The sequence below is a fragment of the Rhodobacter lacus genome, assembly GCF_042683065.1.
GTDB lineage: Bacteria > Pseudomonadota > Alphaproteobacteria > Rhodobacterales > Rhodobacteraceae > Rhodobacter > Rhodobacter lacus.
Genome location: NZ_JBHUIX010000003.1, coordinates 352,062 through 372,603, shown reverse-complemented (window position 1 = coordinate 372,603; position 20,542 = coordinate 352,062). Strand labels below are relative to the sequence as shown.

Genomic DNA, 20,542 nt, shown 5'->3' with positions numbered 1-20,542 from the left:
AGGATCTCAAATCCGCCAAACGCCTCAAGCTCCTCAAGGCCCACGGCCTCGAACTCCCCGTCAGCGTCGAGGGGTAAACTTCACGCAAACACCTGATACGCGATCAGGTGTTTGATCCCAGGGCGTGATGGGGCGACCCTTTCATTGGACGGGAAGGGGGCCCCATGGGGCGCCCTGGCAGAGATCCGGCTTGATTAGTGACAGCCCCTTTGCCGATGCTGGTCAGGGAATGCGAAGGCTCCCGGCCGTGCCCGCGCGTTCAACCGGTTGATGACCGCGCGGCGCGTGCCCTTGGGGTCAGGCCGCCGGGACAGCCTTTGCGCGGTGCCGGCCAAGCCATCCCCTGCCCCGCCAGATCCGCGAAAACCCGCGATTGCAGAGCGCAATGTTCTCGGCTGACCGGTTGGGCGTGCAGGGGCGCGCAGGCGTGGCCTTGCTTCTGCAGCATCTAACCGCGGGGATTCGTGGTGTGAATCCTTTGCAAATCGAGTTCCGCACCCACGCCCAACACGACGCCGATATATTCAAGAAGGGGCGCGCATGCGCCGGGGCACAAGAGCAACAAAGGTCCAACCCATCCCGACCAAGTTCCAGATATGTGGACTTACCCTTGAGTTCTCATAGGGTTGAATAGGGTTGGTGACCCCGACAGGACTTGAACCTGTAACCTGCCCCTTAGGAGGGGGCTGCTCTATCCAGTTGAGCCACGGGGCCATGTCGTCACCGACTGATGACTTATTGCGGGCATCAGCCTTGAAACGCAAGCCCGCCGCCGGAAAGATCGGAGAAAAGAAAAGGGGGAGCGTATTGGCCCACGGCTCCCCCTTTCTGTCCCCGCGTCGCGCGCGTTTCCGCGTGCCGCCTCGGGCCATGATCTGCGCTGGACACCTGCCGGGCAGAAAACGTTAACGCTAACGTAGCCTGAGTCTTTCGCTTGCGCAATCGAAATGATTGGCGCTATCAGAAGAGATTGCCTTCGAAAGGATACTCCGTGGCCCGTTCGCCCAACGACACCCGCCGCCCCCTGACCTTGCGCGACGTTTCCGAGGCATCGGGCGTCTCGGAAATGACGGTGAGCCGGGTGCTGCGCAACCGCGGAGATGTCTCGGAAACCACGCGCGAACGGGTGCTCGAGGCGGCGCGCAGGCTCGGCTATGTGCCCAACAAGATCGCGGGTGCGCTTGCGTCGCAACGGGTGAACCTCGTGGGCGTGATCATCCCCTCCTTCTCCAATCTCGTTTTTCCCGAAGTGCTCTCCGGGATCTCGTCCGCGCTTGAGGATACCGGGTTGCAACCGGTCGTGGGCGTCACCGATTACTCCCCCGAAAAGGAGGAGCGGGTGCTTTACGAGATGCTCTCGTGGCGCCCTTCCGGGGTGATCATCGCCGGGCTCGAACATTCGGTGAATGCGCGCGCGATGCTTGAAAATGCCGGCGTGCCGGTGGTCGAAATCATGGATGTCGACGGCGAGGGCGTGGATGCGGTGGTCGGCATCTCGCATCGCCGCGCCGGGCGACATATGGCAGAGGCGATCATCGCGGCGGGTTACCGCCGGATCGGCTTTCTCGGCACCAAGATGCCGGAAGACCACCGCGCCCGAAAGCGGCTCGAAGGCTTCAACGAGGGGCTCGCGGCGGCGGGGATCAGCCTCGTTGATACCGAGTTTTATTCGGGCGGGTCTGCTCTTTCGAAGGGGCGCGAGATGACCGAGGCGATGCTCGCGCGCAGCCCGGACCTCGATTTTCTGTATTACTCGAACGACATGATCGGCGCGGGCGGATTGCTTTACTGCCTCGAAAAGGGCTTTGACGTGCCCGGCCAGCTTGGTCTTGCCGGCTTCAACGGGGTCGAGCTGCTCGACGGGCTGCCGTGCAAGCTTGCCACGATGGATGCCTGCCGCCGCGAGATCGGTCGCAAGGCCGCGCAGATCGTTGCCCGGCGCGCCAGCGGGGCGGCCGGGGAGGCAGAAGACCAGATCGTCGAGTTGCAGCCGGTGATCCAACTCGGCGACACGATCCGCACGCTCTGACCGCTCGGCCCCGCGCGCCTTTGGCGACGGCTCAGCCCTTCGCGCTCCAGCTCAGCGAGACATGCTGGCGGGTGTAGAACTCGCCCATGAGCCCGATCGCCAGCGCCGCGATCCCGACGGTCAGCGGGTATTCCCAGTTCGAGAAATGCGGATTGTAATTGATGAAGGTGTAGCCGCGCGCCTGATCAATGGTGTGAAACAGCGGGTTCCAGTTGAACAGGACCAGCATCTTGTGGGGCAGCATATTGGCAAGGAACATCTTGCCCGAGGCGATCATGTTCACCCGCGCATAGACCTGCTGGATGATGCCGACGAGCGATGGGTTCCAGGGCTTGATCGCAAGGAACACCATGCCGAGCGCCACCCCGGTGAACCACGACAAAAGCACCATCGCCAGCGCGCCCACCCAATCATAGATCTCGATCGGGTTCATGATCGAATGGTAGAGATAGAGCACCACGAACATCGACAGAACCTGGATGTAGAGCGCCCCCAGCGCTGCGGCGGAGATCGAGACGGCGGTGGTCATCGGCGCGTGTTTCATCATGGCCGAGCCTGACCCTTCGGCGCCGAACACCGCCCCCATCGCCTTGGTATGGGTCATGTAAAGGAAGATCCCCGACATGATGTAGAGCAGGAAATCGCCGCGCACCGCATTGCCGCGCATGCCGAGCACGTTGAACATCACGTAAAAGCTGATCACCAGCATCAGCGTTTGCAGGATGTTCTGGATCAGCCCGAGCACGGCATGGCGCTGGGTTTTGCGGATCGAGCGCACCGTGGCATGGTAGATCAGCTCCAGAATGCTGAAGCTCGATCCCAGGGTGGTTTTTTTGCGCTCTGCTCTGAACATGGCTCCCGTCGCCTTGGCTCCGGCCTTTGTGAACCGGAAAACTTGCCGTTCCCTTGACGGCCCTTCATAAAGACAGCGAAATTGCATGGCAATCTGGCTGAACTGAGGCCGAATGGAGAGTAGAATGGATTTTGACCGCCTTGTAACCGTTATGCGTCGTCTGGCTCTCGAAGCTGGGGACCGGATCATGGAGGTCTATAACGCGCCCGATTTCGAGGTGAAGACGAAGTCGGATGCCTCTCCTGTGACCGAAGCCGATGAAGCCGCCGATGCGCTTATTTCCGAGGGTCTGGCCGAGGCTTTCCCCGCTGTGGCGCTGGTGACGGAGGAACAGGCGGCCTCGCACGGGCAGAACGTTTCTACCTTCCTGATTGTCGATCCGCTTGATGGCACAAAGGAATTCGTTCAGCGCCGCGGCGATTTCACGGTCAATATCGCGTATGTCGAAAACGGTGTTCCGCTGCGTGGCGTTGTCTATGCCCCGGCCAAGGGGCGGCTTTTCTACACGCTCGCCGATGGCCGTTCAGTCGAGGAAGTCGGGCCACAGTTCGACAAGGAAACGCTTGGCGTGCAAAACCCGATCATGGTGTCGATGCCCGATAACCGCGCGTTGATGGTGGTGGCGTCGAAATCGCACCGCGATCAGGCGACCGATGCCTATATCGCTCAATATGCCGTGAAAGACATGACCTCGGCGGGCTCTTCGCTGAAATTCTGCCTCGTCGCCACCGGGGAGGCGGATCTTTATCCCCGGCTTGGCCGCACCATGGAGTGGGACACGGCCGCGGGCGATGCGGTCTTGCGCGGCGCGGGCGGCGAGATGGTGCGCTTTGACGACCACAGCCCCTTCACCTATGGCAAGGGCGGCTTCGAGAACCCGTTCTTCATCGCGTTCGCGCCCGGCGTGCTCTTGGTGAAGTGATGTCCGTCCTGATCGTGATTCCGGCGCGCTATGCCTCGACGCGCTACCCGGCGAAGCCGCTGGTGCCCCTGCGCGGCGCCGATGGCACCACAAAAACGCTGATCCAACGCAGCTGGGAGGCCGCGATGGCTGTCTCTGGCGTGGCGCGGGTGGTGGTGGCCACCGATGACGCGCGCATCGAGGCGGAAGCAAACGGCTTTGGCGCAGAAGTGGTGATGACCTCCGATCAATGCGCCAATGGCACCGAGCGGGTGGCAGAGGCGCTGGCCAGCCTTGGCGGCGGCTATGAGATCGTGGTGAACCTGCAAGGCGATGCGCCGCTCACACCGGCTTGGTTCATCGAGGATCTTGTCGCGGGGCTCGAGGCCAACCCCTGGGCAGAGCTCGCCACGCCGGTGCTGCGCTGTGAGGGCGCCATGCTCGAGAGCCTGATCGAGGACCGTCGCCATGACCGCGTTGGCGGCACCACCGCAGTCTTCGGCGCGGAGAATCGCGGGCTCTACTTCTCGAAGGAAGTGATCCCCTTTACGGGCCGCAGTTACGGCGCGAGCGAGCCCACCCCGGTGTTCCATCATGTCGGCGTTTATGCCTACCGCCCCGCAACGCTCGCCGCCTACCCGAACTGGCCCGTCGGCCCGCTCGAAACCCTTGAAGGGCTTGAGCAGTTGCGCTTTCTGGAAAACGGGCGGGCGGTGCTCTGTGTCGAGGTTGAGGCACGCGGACGCCAGTTCTGGGAGCTCAACAACCCCTCAGACGTGCCCCGAATCGAGGCGATGATGGCGGAAATGGGACTGAACTGACCTATTTCGCCGCACTGTCCGCAGCGGCGCGCCAATTCTCGCCCATCCGAGAGTGCATGCTTGAGGTGCGCTCCGAATAGGGACAGAATGGCGCCGAAGTTCGTATAACGCATTCTCAAACCGTGAAGGTGAGTCATGAAACGCAAGGTCACGAAGGCCGTCTTCCCCGTTGCAGGCCTCGGAACCCGTTTTCTGCCGGCGACCAAGTCGATCCCCAAGGAAATCCTCACGCTGGTTGATCGCCCGCTGATCCAGTACGCGATCGACGAGGCGCGCGCCGCTGGCATCAAAGAGTTCATCTTCGTCACCTCGCGCGGGAAATCCGCGCTTGAGGATTATTTCGACGATGCGCCCGAGCTTGAGACCTCGCTGCGCAAGAAGGGCAAAACCGAGCTTCTCGAGTCGCTCAAGGCCACGAACATGGATTCGGGCGCCATCGCCTATGTCCGGCAAAACCGCCCGATGGGCCTGGGCCATGCGGTCTGGTGCGCGCGCAAACTTGTGGGCAACGAGCCCTTTGCCGTGATCCTCACCGATGACGTGATCGCCGCCGAAAAGCCCTGCCTGCAGCAGATGATGGAAGCCTACGAGGAAACCGGCGGCAATGTCGTCGCGGCGATGGAAGTGCCGCATGACAAGACCTCTTCCTACGGTGTGCTCGACATCTCCGAGGATATGGGCGCGCTGGTGCGGGTGAAGGGCATGGTCGAAAAGCCGAAGGCGGAGGAAGCGCCCTCCAACCTTGCGGTGATCGGGCGCTACATCCTGACGCCGAAGGTGATGCAGAACCTCAACAAGAAAAAAGAGGGTGCGGGCGGCGAGATCCAGTTGACCGATGCGATCGCCGAAGAGATCGAGGAGGGCAGCCCGGTCTACGGCTTCCGCTTCCGCGGGCAGCGCTATGATTGCGGCTCGAAAGCGGGCTTTTTGCAGGCCACCGTGGCCTTCGGCCTCGCCCGGCCCGACCTGCGCGAGGAATTCGGTGATTTCCTTGGCGATGTGATGGCGATGCGCACAGCGGCCCAATAAGCCATGAGCAAACACGTTCTGGTGACGGGGGGAGCCGGTTATATCGGCTCCCACGCTTGCAAGGCGCTTGCCAAGGCGGGCTATGTTCCCGTGACCTATGACAGCTTTGTCACCGGTTGGCGCGATGCGGTGAAGTTTGGCCCGCTTGAGGAGGGGGAGCTTTCGGACCGCGCGCGGCTTGATGAGGTGTTTGCGAAATGGCAGCCGGTGGCGGTGATGCATTTCGCGGCGCTGAGCCTTGTCGGCGAGTCGATGAAGGATCCGGGCAAATATTGGCGCGCCAATGTGCTCTCCTCGCTCAGCCTGATCGAGGCGGCCTGCGCCGCGGGATGCCTCAACTTTGTCTTCTCGTCCACTTGCGCCACCTATGGCGATCAAGATGGCGTGGTGCTCGATGAGAGCACCCGGCAAATGCCGATCAATGCCTATGGGGGCTCCAAGCGCGCGATTGAGGACATGTTGCGCGATTTTGGCGCGAGCCACGGGCTGCGCGCGGTGATCTTTCGGTATTTCAATGTGGCGGGCGCCGACCCGGAGGCCGAGGTGGGTGAGTTCCACCGCCCCGAGACGCATCTGATCCCGCTCATGCTCGACGCGATTGATGGTCGCCGCCCGGCGCTTACGGTTTTTGGCTCGGATTACCCGACACCCGACGGCACCTGCGTGCGCGACTATGTGCATGTGAGCGACCTCGTTGATGCGCATGTGCTGGGGCTGAAATGGCTCGAAGAGGGCAAGGGCTCGGAGGTGTTCTGCCTCGGCTCGGGTCAGGGCTTCTCGGTGCGTGAGGTGATTGCCCAGTCCCGCGCCGTGACCAACCGCGAGGTGCCGATCCTTGAAGGGGAGCGCCGCCCCGGTGATGCCGCCAAACTCGTCTCCGGCTCGACCAAGGCGCTTGCCACACTCGGCTGGAAGCCTGCGCGCGCCGATCTGACCACGATGATCGCCGATGCCTGGCGCTGGCATCAAAGCGGACATTATGACAAATAACCCCCAAGGGGGGGCAGGATGGGGCTTTGGTCGAAGCTATGGCGGGCCTACCGCGGGCGCATCCGGCGCCGCTATCTGCTGGCGCGGGCGATCCGGCGGCGGCGGCGCCTCTGCGCGGTGGCAGACCGCACCCGCGACATTCGGCCCGAGAGCATCCTCCTGTTTGCCACGATCCGCAATGAATCTGCGCGGCTTGCGCATTTTCTCGCGCATTACCGGGCCCTTGGCGTCGACCACTTCCTGATCGTCGATAATGACAGCCGCGACGGCAGCCGGGAGATGCTGGCGGCGGAGCCCGATGTCTCGCTCTGGCACACTGCGGCCAGCTATCGGCTCCATCGCTTCGGGCTCGACTGGCTGACCTGGCTGATGATCCGCTATGGCCACAACCACTGGTGCGTGACCGTCGATGCCGATGAATTGCTGATCTACCCGCATCATGACACGCGGCCGCTTTCGGCGCTGACCGGCTGGCTCGATCAGATCGGCCAGCGTGTTTACCCGGCAATGATGCTCGAACTCTATCCGAAAGGCCCGGTCGAGGCGCAGCACTACACGCCCGGCGCAGATCCGACGGCGCTGCTGTGCTGGTTCGATGCGGGCAATTACACCATTGTGCGCCAGCCCAAGACCCGCGCGCTCTGGATTCAGGGCGGGCCGCGGGCGCGGATGTTCTTTGCCGACCGGCCACGCCATGCGCCCACGCTGACCAAGATCCCGCTGGCGCGCTGGAACCGGCGCTGGGTCTATCTGAACTCAACGCATTCGATCCTGCCCGAGCGGCTGAACGAATGCTATGATCAGCTGGGCGGCGAGGCGCCCTCGGGCTTGCTTCTGCACACGAAATTCCTGCCGCAGGTGGTCGACAAGGCCGCCGAGGAGAAACGGCGGCGCGAACATTTCGGCCGGCCGGAAATCTTTGACAGCTATTACGACAGCCTGATCGCCTCGCCCGATTTCTGGACCCCGCAATCCCAACGGCTGTCGGGCTGGCGCCAGCTTGAGGCGCTTGGGCTCATGTCCCGCGGCGGCTGGCCCTGACAACCCTTCGCGTAGCCAACCTATACATAGGTTTACCTGCGGCGGCGTTAAGCTTAATGTGCGCGAAAATCCTCTCGTCGACGCGGCTTAACCCTGTTTCAAGCCAGACCGGGTATGACGGGCGACGGGCAATGGCGCCGGCAACAAACGACGGGCACAAGGGATCAGGGGCAAGGCGTGGGAGTCAAAACCGCTATCCGACTTCGCAGAGAGCGTCGTCTGCGTCAGTGGCGTGCTTTCCGCAAGCGCCGCCAATTGAAACTTGTGGCCGACCGCACGGCCGCGATCCGGCCCTCCGATGTGATCGTGTTTTGCACCTTGCGCAACGAGCGCGTGCGGCTGCCCTACTTCCTGCGCTATTACAGAGACTTGCGGGTGGGCCATTTCATCTTTGTCGATAATGGCAGCGATGACGGCTCGCGCGACTATCTGGCCGAGCAGGACGATTGCACCGTGTTCAGCACGCGTGCCTCCTACAAGGCCTCTGCGTTCGGCATCGACTGGATCAACCACTTGCTGCACGTCTATGGCACCGGGCACTGGACGCTGACGGTCGACCCTGACGAATTCTTCGTCTACCCGTTTTGCGACACGCGGCCGATCGACGCGCTGACCGATTGGCTCGACACCTACGCGATCCGCTCCTTTCCGGCGATGCTGGTCGACATGTATCCGAAAGGGCCGATCGACGCCGAACCCTACCGCGAGGGGCAGAACCCGTTTGAGATTGCGAGCTGGTTTGACGCCGGCAATTACATGATCTCGCGCAATCCGAAGCTGCACAATCTCTGGATTCAGGGCGGGCCGCGGGCGCGCGTGTTCTTTGCCGAGGAGCCGATTGCGGCGCCGTCGCTCAACAAGACGCCGCTGGTCAAATGGCAACGGGATTACGTGTTTGTCTCCTCGACCCATATGCTCCTGCCGCGCGGGTTGAACATGGTCTATGACGCCTGGGGCGGCGAGAAAGCCTCGGGCTGCCTGTTGCATGCAAAGTTCCTCTCGCCGCTCACCGACAAGGTGGCGGAAGAAATGGAACGCCGCGAGCATTATGCCGGCTCGCGCGAATACGAGGCCTATGGCGCGAGGCTGAGCAACCAGCCCGATCTGTGGACGAAATGGTCGGAACGTTACATCAACTGGCGCCAGCTCGAGATTCTCGGGCTGATGTCGAAGGGGAACTGGGCGTGAGGGCAAAAGGGTGACAGTCGGGTTCATCATGATGTGTCACACCGCCTTTCACCGGGCGGCCCAGGTGGCGCGACTCTGGGCGGAGCAAGGTGCGCCGGTTGTGATTCACGTCGACGCGCGTGTCTCCGAGCACGATTATACCGCGCTGGGTCGCAGCCTGGCGGACCTCGACACCGTTTCCTTTTCAAAGCGCTACAAATGCGACTGGGGCACCTGGTCGCTCGTTGCGGCGGCGCAATCGGCCTCTGAACAGATGCTCGAACGCCACCCCTCGGTGCAACATGTCTTTCTCGCCTCCGGTGCCTGCCTGCCGCTGCGCCCGCTTGCCGAGCTCACGGCTTATCTCGCGGCCCGCGCGGATACAGATTTCATCGAAAGTGTCACCACCACCGAAGTCGGCTGGACCGTTGGCGGCATCGACATGGAGCGCTTTACGCTGCGCTTCCCGTTTTCATGGAAAACACAGCGTCGGCTGTTTGACCGTTACGTCAGCTTGCAACGCCGCCTTGGCATGCGCCGCAAGATCCCGGGCGGCATCACCCCGCATCTGGGCTCGCAATGGTGGTGCCTGAGCCGTCAGACCCTGAGCGCGATCCTCGAAGACCCGGAGCGCCCGGTCTATGACCGCTATTTCGCGCGCGTCTGGATCCCGGATGAGAGCTACTTCCAGTCGCTCGCGCGACTTCATGCCCGCAATATCGAGAGCCGGTCGCTGACGCTTTCAAAGTTCGATGTGCAGGGCAAGCCGCATATCTTCTACGATGATCACCTCCAGCTGCTGCGCCGCTCGGATTGCTTTGTCGCGCGCAAGATCTGGCCCAAGGCAGACAAGCTCTACACAACCTTCCTTGCCGCGGGCCGCGCGCAACCCGCCGCAGAGATCCCCCCCGAAACGCTGGCCGAGCCGAACCCCTCAAAGATCGACCGGCTGTTTTCCAAGGCGGTGGAGCGGCGCACGCGGGGCCGCCCGGGGCTTTACATGCAAAGCCGCTTTCCCAAGCGCGACCATGAGAATGGCAAGACCTCTGCGCCCTATTCCATCCTTCAGGGTTTTTCCGATCTTTTCGAAAACTTCGAAGGCTGGCTTTCCAAACATGTCGGGGCACGCGTGCACGGCCATCTCTTTGGCCCCGAACGCGCCGAATTTGCTGGCGGCGAACCGATGTTCAACGGGTGCCTTTCCGACAGCGCCTCCTTGCGCGATTACAACCCGCGCGGCTTCCTGACCAACCTGATCTGGAACGGGCGTGGCGAGCGGCAATGCTTCATGTTCTCGCCCCGCGACACGCAGGAAATCAACTGGTTCACCGCCACGGACCCGAATGCGCAGATCTCCGTGATCTCGGGCGCATGGGCGGTGCCGCTGTTCCACTCCAAGCTCGGCTTTGGCGAGATCCGCAGCGAGGCGGCGCGGCTGCAGCAGATCGAGATCGACCATCTCAACATCCTGCGCTCGATGTATGTGAAGGCGCGGGTGCGGATCTGGAACATGGCGGATTTCATCGAGAATCCGATGGAACCCTTGCAGTCGATTGTCGACGAGATCAGCCCGCGCGCCGCGCGCCGGTTGAACGAGGTGCCGCAAATGGTGGATCTTGCGGGCTTCGGGCAGTTTTTGCAAAATCTGAAAAATCAGGGCATGCAGCCGCGGCTGATGGGCGATTTTCCGGTGCATGGCGACCCGCTCAGCCATGCTCCGCGCCGCGGTCGCCCCTTTATCATGAAGTGACCCCATGGCCGGTTTCGACAGTTTCGTGATTTTTGCCGAAATGCGCACCGGCTCGAACCTGCTGGAGGCGGCGCTGAATGAACTGCCGGGCGTCACCTGCCATGGCGAGGCGTTCAACCCGGCGCTGATTGGCTATCCGAACCGGAGCGAGCTTCTCGGCATCAGCCGCGCCGCGCGCGATGCCGACCCGATGGCGCTTTGGGCGCGCATGCGCGCCGCCGAGGGCCTGAACGGCTGCCGCTTCTTTCACGACCACGACCCGCGCGTGCTTGACGCGATGCTCACCGACAAGCGCTGCGCCAAGATCGTGCTCACCCGCAACCCGGCGGAAAGCTACGTCAGCCTGAAGATCGCGCGGGCCACAAACCAGTGGAAGCTTGGCGATGCCAAGCACCGCAAGGCCGCGCTTGCCGATTTCAATGCCAGCGAGTTCGAGGCGCATCTGGAAACGCTGCAGGGCTTTCAGGTGCGGTTGATGCATGCGCTGCAATGCTCCGGCCAGACCGCCTTCTGGATTGATTACGAAGACGCGCAGGATGTCGCGGTGCTCAATGGGCTCGCGCATTGGCTGGGCGTTGCGGGGCAGCTCTCGGCGCTGCCGTCGAGCCTTGTTGTGCAGAACCCCGCAGCGCTTGAGGAGAAAGTGGCGAACTTTCCCCAGATGGAGGCCTCGCTCGCGCGGCTCGACCGGTTCAACCTGTCGCGCACGCCGAATTTCGAGCCGCGCCGGGGGCCGAATGTGCCCGCGCTTGTCGCCTGCGGCGCCGGGCTTCTTTACATGCCGATCCGCCCCGCGCTCGACCACGCCCTGCGCGACTGGTTGGCAGCGCTCGGCCCGCTGGAAGAAAACTTCTCGCAAAAGACGTTGCGGCAGTGGAAGCGCAGGCATCCGGGGCATCGCAGCTTCACCGTGGTGCGCCATCCGCTTATGCGCGCCCATCTCGCCTTTGCGACGCTGCAATCATGGGAGAACATGGCCGAGATCCGCGCCGTGCTGCGGCAAAGCTACAAGCTGCCGCTTGCGCCCGAGGGCAAGACGCTCGGCCCGGAACCATGGGCAGAGGGGCTCGCGGCCTTTCTTGGCTGGCTGAAAACCAACCTCAACGCGCAAACAAGCCTGCCGGTGCAGCCGCTCTGGGCCACGCAATCGGCAATCTTGCACGGCTTCGCACAATTCGCGCTGCCGGACCTGATCGTGCGCGAGGACCGGCTGGGCGAAGATCTGGCCTATCTTGCGGAGGTGGTCGGGGCGAAAGCCCCCGCCTTCACCGCGCCCGAGCCCGATACCGCGCCCGTCAAGCTTGCCGACATCTGGACGCCAGAACTGGAGCAGGCCGCCGCGGATACCTATTCGCGCGACTACATGCAGTTCGGCTTTTCTGCCTGGAAAAGGAAAGGCGGCTGATCAAGCCGCCTGCACGCCGCCCGTCGCCGCGGTCAGCACCGCATGGAGCGCCGCCGGGTCGGAATTTGCGCGCAGCTTGGCGCAGGTTTCCGCATTGCGCAACGTGCGCGAAACAAGGGCAAGCGCCTTGAGATGCTCGACACCCGAATCCTTCGGCGCGAACAGCGCGAACACAAGATCCACCGGCAACCGGTCCACCGCGTCGAAATCGAGCGGTTTTTCGAGCCGGAGGAACACGCCGACCACATCTTTCAGCCCGTGCAGCCGCGCATGCGGCAGCGCCACGCCATGGCCAACACCGGTGGGCCCGAGGGTTTCACGTTCCTGCAGCGCGTCGATCGTCTGGGTCGCATCCAGCCCGTAGGCTGAATGCGCGATTTCTGCGAGATCCTGGAACAGGCGCTTCTTGCTGGTGACATTGGCCAAAACCTTGACCGCCACCGGCTTGAGCAGGGTGGAAAGATCCATCTGTCCTTTTTCTGCGCCCATCAGGTGCGCTCACTTGCTGTTGCGCGGGTCAATCCAGCCGACATGCCCATCGTCGCGGCGATAGACGACATTGACCCCGCCATGTTTCTCGTTACGGAAGACAAGCAGCGGCTTGCTGGACAGTTCCATCTGCATCACCGCCTCGCCCACCGAGATCGTGGGAACCTTGGTTTCCATCTCGGCAACGATCACCGGAGCGAGGCTGTCGCCATCGGCCTCCGACTCATCTTCTTCCGCGGCGAGCACATACAGCCCCGCGGCACCGAATTCAACCGGCTCCACGCGGTCGCGGTGGTGGTCTTTCAGCCGGCGTTTGTGGCGGCGGAGCTGTTTGTCCATTTTTTCGCGGCAGGCTTCGAACGCGGCATAGACATCGCCCGCGCGCCCGGCGGCCGACGCGTTGAGCCCGGTGGACAGGTGGACCGTAATTTCGCAAACATATTCATGCGCAGTGCGCGAAAACACCACTGCCGCATCGGTCGGCCGCTGCATGTATTTGTCGACCGTTTCCCCCAGTTCGGTCTTCACATGTGTTTGCAGGGCTTCGCCAACGTCGAGCTGTTTTCCGCTGATCTGATAACGCATGGCTTCTCCTTCACTTCATTGCCCCGCCTCCGGACTCCTCTGCCGGGGGGCGGGTTGGTTGATCTTGTTGCCGAAATCCGGGGAGATCCGATCCGCAAGCCCAGTGGAGCCGAAAACGGGCGGCGCAGCAACTGGGGCATCGGGACCGTGGTTACGCATGCCTTCATTTGGGAACGGAACCGGGCTTCTGTCAATGACCTGGCGCAAACTGCGGATGGCTGCATACTATTGGATACGGAAATTCTCACCGAGGTAGACGCGGCGGACATTTTCGTCCTTCACCACGTCTTCGGTCCGGCCTGACATCAGCATGTGGCCGTCATGCAAGATATAGGCGCGATCGACGATCTCGAGCGTTTCGCGCACGTTATGATCGGTGATCAGAACGCCGATGCCGCGCTCCTTGAGATGGGCGACCAGCGCGCGAATCTCGGCCACGGCAATCGGGTCGACCCCGGCAAAGGGTTCGTCGAGCAGCAGATATTTCGGGTCGGCGGCAAGACAGCGCGCAATCTCCACACGCCGCCGCTCACCGCCGGAAAGCGCCAGTGCGGGCGCCTGGCGCAGATGCGCAATCGCGAAATCGCCGAGCAATTCCTCGAGCCGCTCACGGCGCCGGTGCGGATCGTCGAGCACGATCTCGAGCACGGCAAGAATGTTTTGCTCAACCGTAAGCCCGCGGAAGATCGAGGCTTCCTGCGGCAGATAGCCGATGCCCAGCCGGGCCCGGCGATACATCGGCATCGCGGTCGCATCGACACCGTCAATCCGCACCTCGCCCGCATCGGGCGTGACAAGCCCGGCAATGGCGTAAAAGCAGGTGGTCTTGCCCGACCCGTTCGGACCGAGCAGCGCCACCACCTCGCCACGATCAAGGCACAGCGAGACATCGCGCAAAACCAGCCGCTTGCGGTAGCTCTTGCGCAGGCTGACCACTTTCAGCCCGGAGGAGGCCCCGCCCGGGGTGGCGACGTTATCCTTCATGGCGTGTCGCCCGGTTGCGGGCCCGGCTGCAAGATCGTGCGCACCCGGCCCTGCATCGTGCCGGTGCCGGTTTTCAGATCCACATCGAGCCGCTGGCCGGAGAGCACATTCTCGCCCTGCGTGAGAATCACATCGCCGGTCATGACAACGGCGCCCTTGGCAACGTCATAGACCGCCTCGCGCGATTCGGCGGCTTCGGCGGCGGTAACAAGCGTGACACCGCCCGAGGCCTGCAGTTCGGAGATGGAGCGCCGGTCGGCACTGCCGTATTGCACCTGAACGCGCTCCGCCTTGAGCCGCATTGGCCCTTGGGTGATCAACACATTCCCGGTGAAAACGGCGTTCCCGTCCGTCTGGTTGACGGCAAGGCTGTCGGCGGTGACCTCGACAGGCTCGCTGGTATCGGTGCGCAGCCCCGCAAAGGCCACCTGTTGCGCCACACTTGCCCCGGCCCCGAGGGCAAGGCAGATCACGGCAGGGAGAAACAGGCTCAGGCGCATCGGATCCTCATTGTTGCGGCTGGTATATCAGCTTCACGCGGCCATTGAAGAGCAGATCGTAAGGCGCGCCCGGCGCGGTGCGCCCGATCTCCATTTGCCCCGCCGCGATGGTGCCAAAGGGGGCCTCCCCGTGCACCGCCCCCGGCGCGACAATCCGCGAGCGGTCGGTGGCGATCTCTGCCTTCGCGGTCGCCATGCGGTAGCCCGCAGAGGTTTGCAGCGCAACGCCGTCCGTCAGCGTGATCTGCGCCAGCGCCGGGTCCAGCACGCCCGCCGCCGCGGTGAGGTCTGTCACGGCGCCATCGGCGGCCTCAAGCTTGGCAATCACGTCACGCGCCGAGGCGCCATGGCCTGCCGGGTCTGGCGTGGCCGTCTTGGCGCGCACGGTGAGCGCGGCGCCATCTTCGGTCATGCCGGAATATTCTGGCGCCGTGAGCCGCGGCTCGGCCACCAGCGCATCAACATCAACCTTGGCATAAATCGAGGCGGTGGTCGGATCGACCCGGCCCGAAAACAGAAACAGCGTCGAAAGCAGCATCAATGCGCTCAGCGGCAAAACGAGTTTCGCCCAGTGCACCAGCATCGAATGACGGCTTTCGCGCCCCATCAAACCACTCCGGCGCGCAGGCAATCGTGGATATGCAAAATGCCGAGCGGGCGCCCCTCGGAGACGGCAAAGAGGCAGGTGATCTTGCGCTCGTTCATCAAGGCAACCGCCGCCTCGGCCAGGGCACCGGGCGCGATGGTGCGCGGATCGCGGGTCATCACCTCAGAAGCGCGATGCGACAAAAGCCCATCCATGTGGCGGCGCAGGTCGCCATCGGTGACAATGCCGACGAGCTTGCCCGCGGCATCGGTCACGCCCACCACACCAAAGCCCTTCTGGCTGATCACCAGAAGTGCTTCGGGCATCGGGGTCTCTTCACGCACGAGCGGCATGTCGTCATGCATCAGATCCGCCACTTTCGCGAGCCGCGCCCCCAGCTTGCCGCCCGGATGGAAGGTGCGGAAGTTTTCCGGCGTGAACTGGCGATGCTCCATCAGCGCAATGGCGAGCGCATCGCCCAGCGCCAGTGTCATCGTGGTCGAGGTGGTCGGCACCACGCCGGTGCCACAGGCCTCTTCCGCCTGCGGCAGCACGAGCGCCACATCGGCCTGCCGCAACAGCGTCGAATCGGGCCGCGCCGCAACACCGATCAGCGGGATCGAAAACCGCCTCGTATGCGCGATAAGATCCGCAAGCTCGGGCGTTTCTCCCGAATTGGAGAGCACCAGCGCCACATCCTCGCGCGTGACCATGCCCAGATCGCCGTGGCTTGCCTCGGCCGGATGGACGAATTGCGCAGGCGTGCCGGTGGAGGCGAAGGTCGCGGCAATCTTGCGCGCGATATGGCCCGATTTGCCCATGCCGGACACAATCACCCGCCCCCGCGCGCGCAAGATCATCTCGACCGCGTCGCTGAAGCTGCCATTGAGGCCCGCGGCCAGCGCCGTGAGCCCCGCCGCCTCGATGCCGATCACGCGGCGCGCGGTGGCGGCGTAATCAGTGGTGGAAGATGTCATTCGGCTCATCCCAGCCCATCAGGTCCAGCTGCGCACGGGTGGGCAGAAAGTCGAAACAGGCCTTGGCGAGCGCCGTCCGCCCCTCGCGTTCGAGCCGGTCGACCAGAACCGCCTTCGCCTGATGCAGGTAAAGCACGTCAGAGGCGGCATAGTCGAGCTGCGCCGGGGTGAGCGTGGCGGCGCCCCAATCCGAGGTCTGCTGCTGCTTGGAAACATCGACGCCCACGAGATCGGAGAGCAGATATTTCAGCCCGTGCCGGTCGGTGAAGGTGCGCACCAACTTCGAGGCGATCTTGGTGCAGAAGACGGGCGCCGTGACCACGCCAAAGGCGTTGTACAGCGCGGCAATATCGAATCGCGCAAAATGAAAGAGCTTCTCGACTCCCGGATCGGCGAGCATCGCGCAAAGCCGCGGCGCCGACGTTTGCCCCTTGGCGATCTGCACCAGATGTGCCGAGCCATCGCCCGAGGAGAGCTGCACGAGGCAAAGCCGGTCCCGGCGCGGGTCGAGCCCCATGGTTTCGGTGTCGATCGCCACCACCGGGCCAAGGTCGAGCCCCTCGGGCAGGTCGTTCTGGTGCAGATGAATGCTCACCCGATATCCTTTCACAAGCTTTCGCGCAGATATAGGCGCTTCGACCCGGTTTTGCCAATGTCGCAAAGCCGCAAGAGCGGCGCAGCGCCGATGCGATCTGCCGGGTGAAAAACGAAAACCCCCGCCGAAGCGGGGGTCTTTCAACCGGCAAGCCGGAAGAAATGGTGCCCAGAAGAGGACTCGAACCTCCACGCCTTGCGGCACACGGACCTGAACCGTGCGCGTCTACCAATTCCGCCATCTGGGCCGATGTCGTGGGGGGCGATGTATCTCCCGGCGCGAGGGCTGTCAACAGGGGGCGCGAGAAATATTGCGCCGGCAGGTCCCCTTCGCCTCTTGCCCCGCCTTCTCCCTTGTTTGGCCGAGGCCTTGCGGCTAAATCTGGATACGATGGTATGCAATATGGGACCGAGGGCGATGTCGAAGCTGGTCACGATCTATGGCGGTTCGGGGTTCGTGGGGCGCTACATCGCCCGGCGCATGGCGAAAGAAGGCTGGCGCGTGCGCGTGGCGGTGCGGCGCCCGAACGAGGCGCTTTTCGTGCGACCCTATGGCGCGGTGGGCCAGGTCGAACCGATCTTTTGCAACATTCGCGACGCCGCCTCGGTGCGCACGGCAATGCAGGGCGCGGATGCGGTGGTCAATTGCGTCGGCATTCTCGTGACCGAGGGCAAGAACACCTTCGCGGCGGTGCAGGCCGAGGGTGCGGAGCGCATCGCCAAGATTGCGGCCGAGATGGGCGTGGAGCGGCTCGTGCAGATCTCTGCGATCGGCGCGGACAATGAAGCCGAGAGCAAATATTCCCGCTCCAAGGGCTGGGGCGAGCAGGCGGTGCTCAAGGCTTTCCCGAAGGCGGTGATCTTGCGGCCCTCCGTGATCTTTGGCCCCGAGGACGATTTTTTCAACCGCTTCGCGACGATGGCAAAGATGCTCCCGGTGCTGCCGATCACGGCGGGGGAGACAAAATTCCAGCCCGTCTATGTTGATGACGTGGCGCAGGCTGCGGTGAAAGCCGTGCTGGGGGAGGCCGAAGGCACCTATGAGCTTGGTGGCCCCGATGTCGAAACTTTCGAAAAGCTGATGAAGCGGATGCTGAAAGTGGTGGAGCGCAAGCCCCCCGTCATCAGCCTGCCCGGCTTCGTCTCCAAGCTCACCGCCGTGGCTGGCGACACGGTGCAATGGCTCACCGGCGGGCTGATCACCAACCGCATCCTGACGGTGGACCAGCTCAAGAACCTCGGCCGCAACAATGTGGTGTCGAAGGGCGCGAAGACATTCGCCGACCTTGGCATCACGCCGACGCCGATGGGCGCGGTGCTGCCCGATTACCTCTGGCGCTTCCGTCCGCACGGGCAATACGAGGCGATTCAGGCCTCGGCAAAGAATTTGCGCAAACACGGGTGATCCATGTCGTATTGGGCCGATGTCGTCCTTGGGGTGATCGAGGGGATCACGGAGTTTTTGCCGATCTCCTCCACCGGTCACTTGCTGCTGGCGGAAACCTGGCTCGGTGCGCGCTCCGACACCTATAATATCGCGATTCAGGCGGGGGCGATCCTTGCCGTCACGCTGATCTACTGGCGCCGGATCGTCGGGCTGTTTGCCGGGCTCGGCATGGCGGAAAACCGCGATTACATGCTCAAGCTCACGGTGGCCTTTCTTGTCACCGCAGTGCTTGGCCTTGTGGTCAAGAAGCTTGGCTTCGAGCTTCCCGAAACGGTGATGCCGGTGGCGCTGGCGCTTGTGATCGGCGGTGTCTGGATGATCGTTGCCGAGCGGCTTGCCGAGCGCAAACCGGATTGCGCGCGCATCACCATGACGGTGGCGATTGCGGTGGGCCTTGCGCAGATCATCGCCGGGATTTTTCCCGGCACCTCGCGCTCGGCCTCGACAATCTTCATCGCCATGCTGCTCGGCACCTCCAACCGCGCCGCCGCGACCGAGTTCGCCTTTCTTGTCGGCATCCCGACGATGTATGCGGCAACCGCTTATGAACTGCTCAAGCAATTTGGCGGAGAGGCTCCGGCAGAAGACTGGGTCTCACTGGGCATTGCCTTTGTCGTCTCCACCCTCACCGCCTTCGTCGCGGTGAAATGGCTTTTGGGCTACATCCGCACGCACCGCTTTACGATCTTTGCCTGGTACCGGATCGTTTTTGGCGGCGCCCTCCTCGCGCTCGTGGCTGCAGGCGTGGTTTCCTGAGATCGAATCACTAAAAAATCCCCTGTGGAAACGTCTGTTTTTCGATATAGGTATTGATTGCTGACCTATAATTTGTGAATTTGCGGCCCCAGCCGTGGCATCGCGCGCGATTTTCCGCATATTAGGTCATACATACTGACTTTCAATTTATTTGGCCCCGGTGTATGAGGGCGCACCCGGCTTTACACCAAGGGAGGTGCAACCATGGCACAGCAACGCATGCTCAAATTCGTCACCACGGCGAAGGAGACGCCCGAAAAACGCGATGCCGCCGTGCGCTCGCACGATTTCGACGAGATCTACCGCGAGTACGCCGAAGTGAAGGCGACCGAGCAGGCGAGCCGTTGCAGCCAGTGCGGCGTGCCCTATTGCCACTCCCACTGCCCGCTCAACAACAACATCCCGGACTGGCTGCGCCTGACCGCCGAGGGGCGGCTGGCCGAGGCCTATGAGGTGAGCCAGGCCACCAACACCTTCCCCGAGATCTGCGGCCGGATCTGCCCGCAAGATCGTCTGTGCGAAGGCAATTGCGTGATCGAACAATCCGGCCATGGCACGGTGACGATCGGCGCGATCGAGAAATACATCACCGACACCGCCTGGGATCGCGGCTGGGTAAAGCCGATCAAACCGGCGATGGACCGGCCCGAGTCTGTCGGCATCATCGGCGGCGGCCCCGGCGGGCTCGCGGCAGCCGACGTGCTGCGCCGCGCGGGCGTGCAAGTGACCGTTTACGACCGCAATGACCGGGCGGGCGGGCTGCTCACCTATGGCATCCCCGGCTTCAAGCTTGAAAAAGACGTGGTGATGAACCGCGTGAAGCAACTTGAAGAGGGCGGCGTCGAGTTTGTGCTCAACTGCAATGTCGGCACCGACATCTCCTTTGACGCGATCCGCGGCAAGCATGATGCCGTGCTGATCGCCACCGGTGTTTACAAAACCCGCGCGCTCACCGACCCCGGCTCCGATGCCACGGGGATCGTCCGCGCCATCGACTATCTCACCGCGTCAAACCGCAAGAGCTTTGGCGACGAGGTGGAGGCGTTCGACGACGGCACGCTCAATGCCGAGGGCAAGCGGGTGCTGGTCATCGGCGGCGGCGACACGGCGATGGACTGCGTGCGCACGGCCATTCGTCAGGGCGCCACTTCGGTCAAATGCCTCTACCGGCGCGACCGGGCCAACATGCCCGGCAGCCAGCGCGAGGTGACCAATGCCGAGGAAGAGGGCGCAGAGTTCGTCTGGCTCTCGGCGCCGAAGGCCTTCGCGGGCAACCCAGTCGCCTCGGTGACGGTGCAGCGCATGCGCCTTGGCGCGCCCGATGCTTCGGGCCGCCAAAGCCCCGAGCCGATCGAAGGCGGGCTTTATGAAGAAGCCGCCGATCTTGTGATCACCGCGCTCGGCTTCGAGCCCGAAGACCTGCCGACGCTCTGGGCCACCGAAGCGCTGGAAACCACCCGCTGGGGCACCGTCAAGGCGAATTTCGGCACCCATGCCACGAGCCTGCCCGGCGTTTACGCGGTGGGGGACATCGTGCGCGGCGCCTCGCTCGTTGTCTGGGCGATCCGCGATGGCCGTGAGGCGGGAACGGAGATCATCCGGTTCCTTGATGGCTCCGGCCGCATCGCGGCAGAATGA

At 63.2% G+C, this 20,542-nt stretch carries 20 protein-coding genes and 2 tRNA genes; 12 read left to right on the top strand and 10 right to left on the bottom strand.

Going from position 1 to position 20,542, the window contains the following annotated elements:
* Window positions 1-637: 637 nt before the first annotated feature.
* Window positions 638-714: transfer RNA gene (locus ACFSM0_RS03425), tRNA-Arg, on the bottom strand.
* A gap of 277 nt (window positions 715-991) precedes the next feature.
* On the opposite strand from ACFSM0_RS03425, the gene ACFSM0_RS03420 reads away from it, so the two are divergent.
* The gene (locus ACFSM0_RS03420) at window positions 992-2,029 is read left to right on the top strand and encodes a LacI family DNA-binding transcriptional regulator (protein ID WP_377387148.1); all 1,038 of its coding nucleotides are present in this window, start codon (window positions 992-994) and stop codon (window positions 2,027-2,029) included.
* Between the two features lie 31 nt (window positions 2,030-2,060).
* On the opposite strand, the gene ACFSM0_RS03415 is transcribed toward ACFSM0_RS03420, so the two are convergent.
* On the bottom strand, window positions 2,061-2,882 hold the full coding sequence (locus tag ACFSM0_RS03415) for an ABC transporter permease (RefSeq protein WP_377387145.1): 822 nt from the start codon (window positions 2,880-2,882) through the stop codon (window positions 2,061-2,063).
* Between the two features lie 124 nt (window positions 2,883-3,006).
* On the opposite strand from ACFSM0_RS03415, the gene cysQ reads away from it, so the two are divergent.
* The 8 genes from cysQ (at window position 3,007) to ACFSM0_RS03375 (ending at window position 11,986) form a co-directional block, all read left to right on the top strand.
* Window positions 3,007-3,804, top strand: coding sequence for a 3'(2'),5'-bisphosphate nucleotidase CysQ (gene cysQ / locus ACFSM0_RS03410; RefSeq protein WP_377387142.1), 798 nt, complete (start codon window positions 3,007-3,009; stop codon window positions 3,802-3,804).
* On the top strand, window positions 3,804-4,604 hold the full coding sequence (locus ACFSM0_RS03405; protein ID WP_377387139.1) for a 3-deoxy-manno-octulosonate cytidylyltransferase: 801 nt from the start codon (window positions 3,804-3,806) through the stop codon (window positions 4,602-4,604). The genes cysQ and ACFSM0_RS03405 overlap by 1 nt, the downstream gene beginning before the upstream one ends.
* Window positions 4,605-4,739: 135 nt before the next feature.
* Window positions 4,740-5,633 carry a UTP--glucose-1-phosphate uridylyltransferase GalU gene (gene galU, locus ACFSM0_RS03400; protein ID WP_377387137.1) on the top strand — a complete coding sequence of 298 codons (894 nt, stop codon included), beginning with the start codon at window positions 4,740-4,742 and terminating at the stop codon, window positions 5,631-5,633.
* Window positions 5,634-5,636: 3 nt separating this feature from the next.
* A complete protein-coding gene (galE, locus tag ACFSM0_RS03395) occupies window positions 5,637-6,623 on the top strand; it encodes a UDP-glucose 4-epimerase GalE (protein WP_377387134.1) in 987 nt (328 codons plus the stop codon).
* An 18-nt stretch (window positions 6,624-6,641) separates the two neighbouring features.
* On the top strand, window positions 6,642-7,664 hold the full coding sequence (locus ACFSM0_RS03390) for a glycosyltransferase family 2 protein (protein ID WP_377387131.1): 1,023 nt from the start codon (window positions 6,642-6,644) through the stop codon (window positions 7,662-7,664).
* Between the two features lie 177 nt (window positions 7,665-7,841).
* Complete coding sequence (locus ACFSM0_RS03385) at window positions 7,842-8,852, top strand: glycosyltransferase family 2 protein (protein WP_377387128.1); 1,011 nt, start codon at window positions 7,842-7,844, stop codon at window positions 8,850-8,852.
* 10 nt (window positions 8,853-8,862) lie between these two features.
* Entirely contained in the window at window positions 8,863-10,581 is a 1,719-nt protein-coding gene (locus ACFSM0_RS03380; protein ID WP_377387127.1) for a DUF5927 domain-containing protein, read from the top strand.
* Window positions 10,582-10,585: 4 nt separating this feature from the next.
* Complete coding sequence (locus ACFSM0_RS03375; RefSeq protein WP_377387124.1) at window positions 10,586-11,986, top strand: nodulation protein NodH; 1,401 nt, start codon at window positions 10,586-10,588, stop codon at window positions 11,984-11,986.
* Here the strand turns inward: ACFSM0_RS03375 and ACFSM0_RS03370 are convergent, their stop codons facing one another.
* From ACFSM0_RS03370 to ACFSM0_RS03335, 8 genes are all read right to left on the bottom strand, one after another.
* The gene (locus ACFSM0_RS03370; RefSeq protein ID WP_377387121.1) at window positions 11,987-12,454 is read right to left on the bottom strand and encodes a PTS sugar transporter subunit IIA; all 468 of its coding nucleotides are present in this window, start codon (window positions 12,452-12,454) and stop codon (window positions 11,987-11,989) included.
* Window positions 12,455-12,484: 30 nt separating this feature from the next.
* Window positions 12,485-13,060, bottom strand: a complete 576-nt coding sequence (hpf, locus tag ACFSM0_RS03365) for a ribosome hibernation-promoting factor, HPF/YfiA family (RefSeq protein ID WP_377387118.1) — start codon at window positions 13,058-13,060, stop codon at window positions 12,485-12,487.
* Window positions 13,061-13,285: 225 nt separating this feature from the next.
* Window positions 13,286-14,044, bottom strand: a complete 759-nt coding sequence (gene lptB / locus ACFSM0_RS03360; protein ID WP_377387115.1) for an LPS export ABC transporter ATP-binding protein — start codon at window positions 14,042-14,044, stop codon at window positions 13,286-13,288.
* Complete coding sequence (gene lptA, locus ACFSM0_RS03355) at window positions 14,041-14,544, bottom strand: lipopolysaccharide transport periplasmic protein LptA (RefSeq protein WP_377387111.1); 504 nt, start codon at window positions 14,542-14,544, stop codon at window positions 14,041-14,043. Before lptA ends, lptB begins: the two co-directional genes overlap by 4 nt.
* A gap of 7 nt (window positions 14,545-14,551) precedes the next feature.
* Window positions 14,552-15,151 carry a hypothetical protein gene (locus ACFSM0_RS03350; protein WP_377387108.1) on the bottom strand — a complete coding sequence of 200 codons (600 nt, stop codon included), beginning with the start codon at window positions 15,149-15,151 and terminating at the stop codon, window positions 14,552-14,554.
* The gene (locus tag ACFSM0_RS03345) at window positions 15,151-16,107 is read right to left on the bottom strand and encodes a KpsF/GutQ family sugar-phosphate isomerase (protein WP_377387105.1); all 957 of its coding nucleotides are present in this window, start codon (window positions 16,105-16,107) and stop codon (window positions 15,151-15,153) included. The genes ACFSM0_RS03350 and ACFSM0_RS03345 overlap by 1 nt, the downstream gene beginning before the upstream one ends.
* On the bottom strand, window positions 16,088-16,702 hold the full coding sequence (locus tag ACFSM0_RS03340) for a ribonuclease D (protein WP_377387102.1): 615 nt from the start codon (window positions 16,700-16,702) through the stop codon (window positions 16,088-16,090). Before ACFSM0_RS03340 ends, ACFSM0_RS03345 begins: the two co-directional genes overlap by 20 nt.
* 162 nt (window positions 16,703-16,864) lie before the next feature.
* Window positions 16,865-16,949, bottom strand: a tRNA-Leu gene (locus tag ACFSM0_RS03335).
* Window positions 16,950-17,119: 170 nt separating this feature from the next.
* Here ACFSM0_RS03335 and ACFSM0_RS03330 point away from each other — a divergent pair.
* The 3 genes from ACFSM0_RS03330 (at window position 17,120) to ACFSM0_RS03320 (ending at window position 20,542) form a co-directional block, all read left to right on the top strand.
* Window positions 17,120-18,106 carry a complex I NDUFA9 subunit family protein gene (locus ACFSM0_RS03330; RefSeq protein WP_377387099.1) on the top strand — a complete coding sequence of 329 codons (987 nt, stop codon included), beginning with the start codon at window positions 17,120-17,122 and terminating at the stop codon, window positions 18,104-18,106.
* Between the two features lie 3 nt (window positions 18,107-18,109).
* A complete protein-coding gene (locus ACFSM0_RS03325) occupies window positions 18,110-18,904 on the top strand; it encodes an undecaprenyl-diphosphate phosphatase (protein ID WP_377387096.1) in 795 nt (264 codons plus the stop codon).
* Between the two features lie 204 nt (window positions 18,905-19,108).
* Entirely contained in the window at window positions 19,109-20,542 is a 1,434-nt protein-coding gene (locus tag ACFSM0_RS03320; RefSeq protein ID WP_377387093.1) for an NAD(P)-dependent oxidoreductase, read from the top strand.

Coding starts and splice junctions, on each gene's coding strand:
- galE (WP_377387134.1), top strand. CDS start 5,637: ATGAGCAAACACGTTCTGGTGACGGGGGGAGCCGGTTATATCGGCTCC.
- ACFSM0_RS03405 (WP_377387139.1), top strand. CDS start 3,804: ATGTCCGTCCTGATCGTGATTCCGGCGCGCTATGCCTCGACGCGCTAC.
- ACFSM0_RS03375 (WP_377387124.1), top strand. CDS start 10,586: ATGGCCGGTTTCGACAGTTTCGTGATTTTTGCCGAAATGCGCACCGGC.
- lptA (WP_377387111.1), bottom strand. CDS start 14,544: ATGCGCCTGAGCCTGTTTCTCCCTGCCGTGATCTGCCTTGCCCTCGGG.
- ACFSM0_RS03345 (WP_377387105.1), bottom strand. CDS start 16,107: ATGACATCTTCCACCACTGATTACGCCGCCACCGCGCGCCGCGTGATC.
- cysQ (WP_377387142.1), top strand. CDS start 3,007: ATGGATTTTGACCGCCTTGTAACCGTTATGCGTCGTCTGGCTCTCGAA.
- lptB (WP_377387115.1), bottom strand. CDS start 14,044: ATGAAGGATAACGTCGCCACCCCGGGCGGGGCCTCCTCCGGGCTGAAA.
- ACFSM0_RS03330 (WP_377387099.1), top strand. CDS start 17,120: ATGTCGAAGCTGGTCACGATCTATGGCGGTTCGGGGTTCGTGGGGCGC.
- ACFSM0_RS03390 (WP_377387131.1), top strand. CDS start 6,642: ATGGGGCTTTGGTCGAAGCTATGGCGGGCCTACCGCGGGCGCATCCGG.
- hpf (WP_377387118.1), bottom strand. CDS start 13,060: ATGCGTTATCAGATCAGCGGAAAACAGCTCGACGTTGGCGAAGCCCTG.
- ACFSM0_RS03320 (WP_377387093.1), top strand. CDS start 19,109: ATGGCACAGCAACGCATGCTCAAATTCGTCACCACGGCGAAGGAGACG.
- ACFSM0_RS03350 (WP_377387108.1), bottom strand. CDS start 15,151: ATGGGGCGCGAAAGCCGTCATTCGATGCTGGTGCACTGGGCGAAACTC.
- ACFSM0_RS03325 (WP_377387096.1), top strand. CDS start 18,110: ATGTCGTATTGGGCCGATGTCGTCCTTGGGGTGATCGAGGGGATCACG.
- galU (WP_377387137.1), top strand. CDS start 4,740: ATGAAACGCAAGGTCACGAAGGCCGTCTTCCCCGTTGCAGGCCTCGGA.
- ACFSM0_RS03370 (WP_377387121.1), bottom strand. CDS start 12,454: ATGGATCTTTCCACCCTGCTCAAGCCGGTGGCGGTCAAGGTTTTGGCC.
- ACFSM0_RS03415 (WP_377387145.1), bottom strand. CDS start 2,882: ATGTTCAGAGCAGAGCGCAAAAAAACCACCCTGGGATCGAGCTTCAGC.